General features: G+C 73.7%; 8 protein-coding genes. 4 read left to right on the plus strand and 4 right to left on the minus strand.

Going from position 1 to position 5,935, the window contains the following annotated elements; translation table 11 throughout:
- From E1289_RS35975 to E1289_RS35985, 3 genes are all read right to left on the minus strand, one after another.
- On the minus strand, positions 1-934 hold a 934-nt coding region (locus E1289_RS35975), incomplete at its 3' end, for a phytoene/squalene synthase family protein (RefSeq protein WP_131988388.1).
- A complete protein-coding gene (gene crtI, locus E1289_RS35980) occupies positions 931-2,403 on the minus strand; it encodes a phytoene desaturase family protein (RefSeq protein ID WP_243713427.1) in 1,473 nt (490 codons plus the stop codon). The genes crtI and E1289_RS35975, both read right to left, overlap by 4 nt.
- A 138-nt stretch (positions 2,404-2,541) precedes the next feature.
- Positions 2,542-2,835, minus strand: coding sequence for a hypothetical protein (locus E1289_RS35985; protein WP_131988390.1), 294 nt, complete (start codon positions 2,833-2,835; stop codon positions 2,542-2,544).
- Between the two features lie 179 nt (positions 2,836-3,014).
- Here E1289_RS35985 and E1289_RS35990 point away from each other — a divergent pair, with 179 nt between their 5' ends.
- The 4 genes from E1289_RS35990 (at position 3,015) to E1289_RS36005 (ending at position 5,456) form a co-directional block, all read left to right on the plus strand.
- A complete protein-coding gene (locus E1289_RS35990) occupies positions 3,015-3,251 on the plus strand; it encodes a DUF2945 domain-containing protein (RefSeq protein ID WP_131988392.1) in 237 nt (78 codons plus the stop codon).
- A 70-nt stretch (positions 3,252-3,321) separates the two neighbouring features.
- A complete protein-coding gene (locus tag E1289_RS35995; protein ID WP_131988394.1) occupies positions 3,322-4,233 on the plus strand; it encodes a MerR family transcriptional regulator in 912 nt (303 codons plus the stop codon).
- Positions 4,234-4,278: 45 nt separating this feature from the next.
- The gene (locus tag E1289_RS36000) at positions 4,279-4,776 is read left to right on the plus strand and encodes a sigma-70 family RNA polymerase sigma factor (protein ID WP_131988396.1); all 498 of its coding nucleotides are present in this window, start codon (positions 4,279-4,281) and stop codon (positions 4,774-4,776) included.
- Entirely contained in the window at positions 4,773-5,456 is a 684-nt protein-coding gene (locus E1289_RS36005; RefSeq protein ID WP_131988398.1) for a DUF1722 domain-containing protein, read from the plus strand. Before E1289_RS36000 ends, E1289_RS36005 begins: the two co-directional genes overlap by 4 nt.
- Here E1289_RS36005 and E1289_RS36010 read toward each other — a convergent pair.
- A complete protein-coding gene (locus E1289_RS36010; protein ID WP_131988400.1) occupies positions 5,453-5,911 on the minus strand; it encodes a hypothetical protein in 459 nt (152 codons plus the stop codon). The two genes, E1289_RS36005 and E1289_RS36010, sit on opposite strands and share 4 nt — an antisense overlap.
- Positions 5,912-5,935 lie beyond the last annotated feature (24 nt).

Genomic DNA, 5,935 nt, shown 5'->3' on the forward strand with positions numbered 1-5,935 from the left:
GCCCGTCCCCGAGCGCCCCGTCCCCCAGCGTCCCGGCCGGCAGCCGCCGTTCGGCGCGGCCCGCGGCGGACGCGGCCAGCAGATGCCGCGCGAAGATCGCGGCCCGGCGGCGGCGCGGCACCCGCGCCCGCGCGCTCAGCACGTCGTGGCCCGCGGCGGCGATCTCGTCCAGAATGCCGCCGTACAGCTCGTACGCGGCCCGGATGCACGGCCGGGACGACGCCGTGAGCAGTCCGATGCCGTCCAGCGCGCGGCGGTAGTGGTCGCGGGCGCGGTCGGCCTCGAAGGCCACCAGCTCGCGCAGCGGCCGTGCGCGGCCGCCGGAGCGGAAGTCGTCCTCGGTCACCCCGAACCTGGCGAGATCCTCCTGCGGCAGGTAGACGCGGCCGCGTGCCAAGTCCTCCGCGACGTCCCGCAGGAAGTTGGTCAGCTGGAACGCCCGTCCCAGCTCGCGGGCGGGTTCGCGGGCAGGCCGCCCCGCGCCCGGCACCGTCTCCAGGACGGGGAGCATCATCAGCCCGATCGCGGCCGCCGAACCCTCCATGTACACCAGCAGATCGTCGTAGGTCGCGTACCGGGTCACGGTGAGGTCGGTGCGCATCGACCGGAAGAAGGCGTCGATGTCGCTGCGCTCTATGCCGAAGGACCGGACGGTGTGCACGAAGGCGGGCAGGACTGGATCCTGGATGTCCTCTCCCGCCAGGCTCGCGCTCAGCCGGTGGGCCACGTCCTCAAGTGCCTTTGCCCGCACCTCCGTGTCCGCGGCCTCATCACCGTAGGCGTCAACGATGTCGTCCACATGACGGGTGAACCCGTACAGAGCGTGCACGTGGCGGCGCTTCCACGCCGGAAGGAGCAGCGTGGCCAGGTAGAACGAGCGTCCGTGGCGGGCGTTGAGGCGACGGCAGTGTTCGTAGCTCGCGGTCAGCGTCATCGGCGGCCTTCCAGGATGCGGGCGGCGGCGAGCCGTCCGGAGATCAGAGCCGTGGGGACGCCCACACCGGGCGCGGTGTACATCCCGGCGAAGTGCAGTCCGGGGACGCGGCGGCTGCGGCCCGCGGGCCGGAACCAGGCCGTCTGGCCGAACCGGTGGTCCAGCGCGAACGGCGTGCCCGCCGAGTGGCCGAGGCGGGCCCAGTCCCGCGGATCGAAGGTCAGCCGCGGCGCCGCCGCCAGGTCGCCGTACCCGAGTCCGGCCAGGCGGCCGAGCAGCCGCCGCTCCAGCCGCGGGCCGAGCCGGTCCCAGTCGGCTCCGCCCGCCAGGTTCGGGGCGGGTTCGAGGACGCTCAGCGTGCCGTGCCCGGCCGGTGCCGCGGCGCCGTCCGCCTCGGGGTACGTGACCAGCACGCTCGGATCGGGCTGCGGGCGCCCGCGCGCCAGCGCCGCGAAGGTGCTCGCCCACGTCCGGCCGAAATGCAGCGTGTGGTGCGCCTGACCGGGCAGCCGGCGGTCGAGCCCGAAGTGCATGACCAGGCAGGACGGCGAGTACCGGGGGCGGCGCAGCCGCCAGTCGCCCGCCGCCTCCGGCAGCAGTCCCCGGTGGGCCCGTGCCAGGTCGCAGGCGACGACCACGTTCCCGGCGGCGATCCGCTCGCCGCCGTCCAGCCGCACCGCCGTCACCCCGGACGCGTCCGTCTCGACCCGCTCGGCGCGCACGCCGTACCGGACGGCGGCGCCCGCCTTCTCCGCGACGGCGGCGAGGGCCTGCGGGACGGCGTGCATGCCACCGGCCTCGGGGAAGTACACACCGCCGACCGTGTCCATGTGCGCGACGACCGCGTAGACGGCCAGCGCCTTCCCCGGAGGGAGCCCGACGTACAGCGCCTGGAACGTGTGCGCCCTGATGAGCCGCTCGTCGGTCAGCTGGGCCGCCACGAACCGGTCGAGGCGCCGGAACCCGCCCCGCGCCGCCAGCCTCAGCAGCGCGAGCGGGCGGGCCATGCCGCGCAGCCGGGTCATGTCCGCGTCGATGAACGCCGGCCATTCGGCGTCGAACATCGCCCTGAGCCGCCGCCGGAACCGCAGGTACCGCGCCGCCTCGTCCGGCCCGCACAGCGCACGGACGTTCTCGGCCATCCGCTGGGCGCCCGCCACCACGTCCAGCCGGGAGCCGTCGTGGAAGGACAGGCGGTAGAAGGGGTCCAGCCGCCGGAGCGGAAGAAGGTTCGCCATCTCCTCGCCGGCCGCGCCGAACGTGTCCGCCAGCACCCCCGGCATGGTCAGCACCGAAGGGCCCGTGTCGAACCGGTAGGGACCGGCGTGCGCCGATCCGCAGCATCCTCCCGGCTCGTCCCGCGCCTCGACCACCACGACCTCGCGGCCGCGCGCCGCGAGGTGGATCGCCGCCGACAGCCCGGACAGGCCCGCCCCGACCACGACGATCCGGCCGTTCGCCGCCGTCAACGACTGCGTCCAGAGTGTCGGGAGTGCACTGTTCCTCCATCGTCGTCCGAAAGGTTGTGCACCGTTCTTCGGAACCCGGTGGCCGATCGGTTGCACCCATGCCGGGGGCCTGGCCGAACCCGCCGCGATCCGCGGCCGCTAGCGCATGGTGGATTGCGCCGCGCCGACTCTCTCTTCCGCCCGCTCGCGTTGCCCGGGCGCCTCCATCGCCGCCTGGTCGTGCGATTCCTCCAGGCGGAGGGCGACCCCCATGGCGAAGAAGGTCGGGGCCCATTCGCCGATGAAGATGCCCCACCGGTCGGCCCGTTCCAAGCCCGCGTCCTCAAGTCGGTTGGACGCCGCCCACGAGGCCAACGCCAGGCCGACGGAGGCGATGCCCGCCGAGTACATGTGGCTGGACTTCACGCCCATGCTGTGCAGTTTGCCGATCATGTTTCCCCCTTTGGTCGATCGGCCCCGTACCCTCCGCTGACCTGCACAAGCACGCATGAAACGGATTTTGCCGCCTCCCGCCCCCGGGATGGCGCGGCCCCGGGCGGCCGCGGATGAATACCGTCTTGACCAGGACTTTCGTGGTGACAACCGCGTCAACGGCGGGTACGGCGACAGGCATGGGCAAGAATGACAAGAAGGGCAAGAAGGAACCGGCCGTGGGCGACGAGGTCACCTGGCGCAGCCACGGCTCCACGGCCGAGGGACGCGTGGAGAAGAAGGTCACCGACCGCCGCGAGGAGGCCGGCCGCACCGTCGCCGCCTCGCCTGCGGAACCGCAGTACGTCGTGCGCAGCGAGAAGAGCGGTAAGAAGGCCGTGCACAAGGGCTCGGCGCTGCGCCGGCGGAAGGGCTGAACTGGGGCGACGCCCGCTCGGGGGAGGGGCGTACGCTGTGCGGTCCGGGACGGAGTGGGGGAGCGGACGCATGCGGGAGGCCCAGCTCGGCGTGGGCGCGGTGGCGCAGCGCCTCGGTGTGGCGCCGTCCACCCTCCGCACCTGGGACCGCCGCTACGGCATCGGCCCGAGCGGGCGCAGCGCGGGCGGCCACCGCCGCTACACACCGGCGGACGTCGCCCGGCTGGAGACGATGCAGCGCCAGATCCTCACCGGCGTCCCGCCCCAGGAGGCGGCCCGCGTCGCGCTTGAGGCGCCCCCCGGTGAGCCTCCGCGCCCCCGCGCGCACGGCGCGGGCGGCAACCGCGTCCCCCTGAAGGCCGACCACGACGAGGCCCAGGCCACGGAGGTACGGGGGCTGGCCCGCGCGGCGATGGCGCTGGACGCCGCCGCGACCGCCGAGACCGTGCGCAACGCCCTCCGCCGCGACGGCGTCGTCCGGGCATGGGACGACCTGATCGCTCCCGTCCTGATCGGCATCGGCCGCAAGCACGCGGCGTCCGGCGAATGCGTGGAGGTCGAGCACCTCCTGTCCACCGTGGTGCTCGGATGCCTGGCGGAGACGCCGCCCGCCCGTCCGCTGAACACGCGGCCGGTCCTGCTGGCCTGCGCGCCGGAGGAGCAGCACAGCCTCCCGGTGCACGCCCTGGCGGCCGCCCTGGCCGAAGCCGGCGCCGAAACGCTGACCCTGGGCGCCCGCGTGCCGCCCCCGGCGCTGGCGGCCGCGGTCCGGAGAACGGGCCCGCGGGCCGTCTTCCTCTGGTCGCAGACCCCGGCGACCGGCGACCCGGCCTGGCTCACGGGACTGCCCTCGTCACGCCCGCCCTACCGCATCGTCACGGGTGGCCCAGGCTGGCACCGCGACCACCTGCCGCCCCACACCGCACAGGTGGCTACCCTCCCCGAAGCCGTCACCGAACTGACGCGCTTTGCCCCTCTTTGATTTATGAACAAGTTTTGAAGCGCTTTTTCCGGGGACCTGGGCCGCATGAGACTGGAACAGCGGCTCGCCGCGGGCGACGAGGCGGCGCTCGCGGAGTGCTACACCGTGCTCGGCCCCCTCGTCCGCCGCCAGGCGGGGAGGGTGGTACCGGCCCACGCCGTGGACGACGTCGTCCAGCTGGTCTTCCTGGAGGTCTGGCGATCCCGCCGCCGGTTCGACCCCTCCCGTGCCCTGGAGCCGTGGGTCCTGGCCATCGCCCGTAAACGCGCCATCGACCAGCTGCGCGCCGAGGCCCGGCACTCCCGGAGGTCCGTCCCGCTGGAGGACACCGCCGGGGTACCGGACGCCACCTCGGCCGTGGACGCCGCCTGCGACATCCGCGAAGCGCTCGCCGGGCTCCCCGCCCCGCAACGGCAGGCGATCGTCCTGGCCCACTTCGGCCAGCTGACTCAGAAGGAGATCGCCGACCGGCTGGCGATCCCCCTGGGCACCGTCAAGGCCCGCACCACCCGGGGCCTACGCCGGATGAGAGACCTGATGTGACGGACACGGCCCACCCGCGCCCCCGCCTGGCAGCGCCGAGTCACCTGCTCACACCGGGCCACCTGCCGGCCGACCCCCTGGCCGTCCACACCGACTGCATCCCACTGGAGAGCGCAGTGGACCCGGACGGATACATCTCGAACTCCCCGGCACCGCCTGAAGCGCTCCCGCACCTGCCCCCAGGCGGCCTCCACGACCCCGCGCTCCGCGAACACTTCATCGAGCGCCTCTACGCCCAGGCCCGCCTCCGCGAACTGTTCGCCGGAGATTGGCGCCCCGGCGACCTGGTCGCCTTCCACAGCCGCCACAAACTGCAGATCCTCGCCCACGACCCGGTGGCCTACCGGCACATGGGCCGCATAGTCGCCCGAGCGGGCACGCAGCCTGCCACCACCCTGGAAGCCGACTATCGCCGCGCCTTCACCGGAGCCCTCGCCGTCCAACCGGCCCGCGGCCGCCACACCAACGCCCTCAACCACGTCCTGGGCCCACTGAGCCCGCGCCTGGACCCGTCCCAACGCCGGGAAACAGTGGCCGCGATCGATTCCTACCACCACGGCAAGGTGCCCCTCGGCACCCCGATCGCCCTGCTGCGCCACTACGCCGAGGCCAAGAAGCACACCTACCTGGCCGACCAGACCTACCTGGCCCCCTACCCGGACGCGCTCCGCGGGGGTTAGTCCCCGCCGGCCGGTCTGGCTGCGTGACTCGGCAGCCCATGCGTCCGCCGGCGCTCCTTCATCTCGGCCTCGAAGACGTGCCGCCGCCCTCCCATGAGCCGCCCCCGCACGTCCCCCTCGATCCGGCGGAACACCTCGTAATAGCCCTCGTCGTACTCCTCGACGATCTGGAACGTCCACCGCCCCGGAAGCACGTTGCGCCCGATCAGCTCCCGCCGCACCACATCCGCCAGGTCGTCGTGCCCGGCCGCCCGCAGCAGTTCCACGGCCTCGTCGAGCTGCCCGTCGGCCCGGCCCGTCAACTGGTGAAACGCGTAGAGGTGCCCGCGCGCCTGCTCCGTGGTCTCCAGCGCCTCCGTGATCCGCCCCGCCGCGGCGACGGCGTCCTCGGAGGCACCCTCCGGTCTGCGATGACGCTCCGCCGGCGACTCCCGCGACCCGCCGTCTCCGATCATGCCCCACCCCTACCACCCGCCCCC

It is taken from the genome of Actinomadura sp. 6K520 (genome assembly GCF_004349245.1).
In the GTDB taxonomy this organism is placed as follows: Bacteria; Actinomycetota; Actinomycetes; order Streptosporangiales; family Streptosporangiaceae; genus Spirillospora.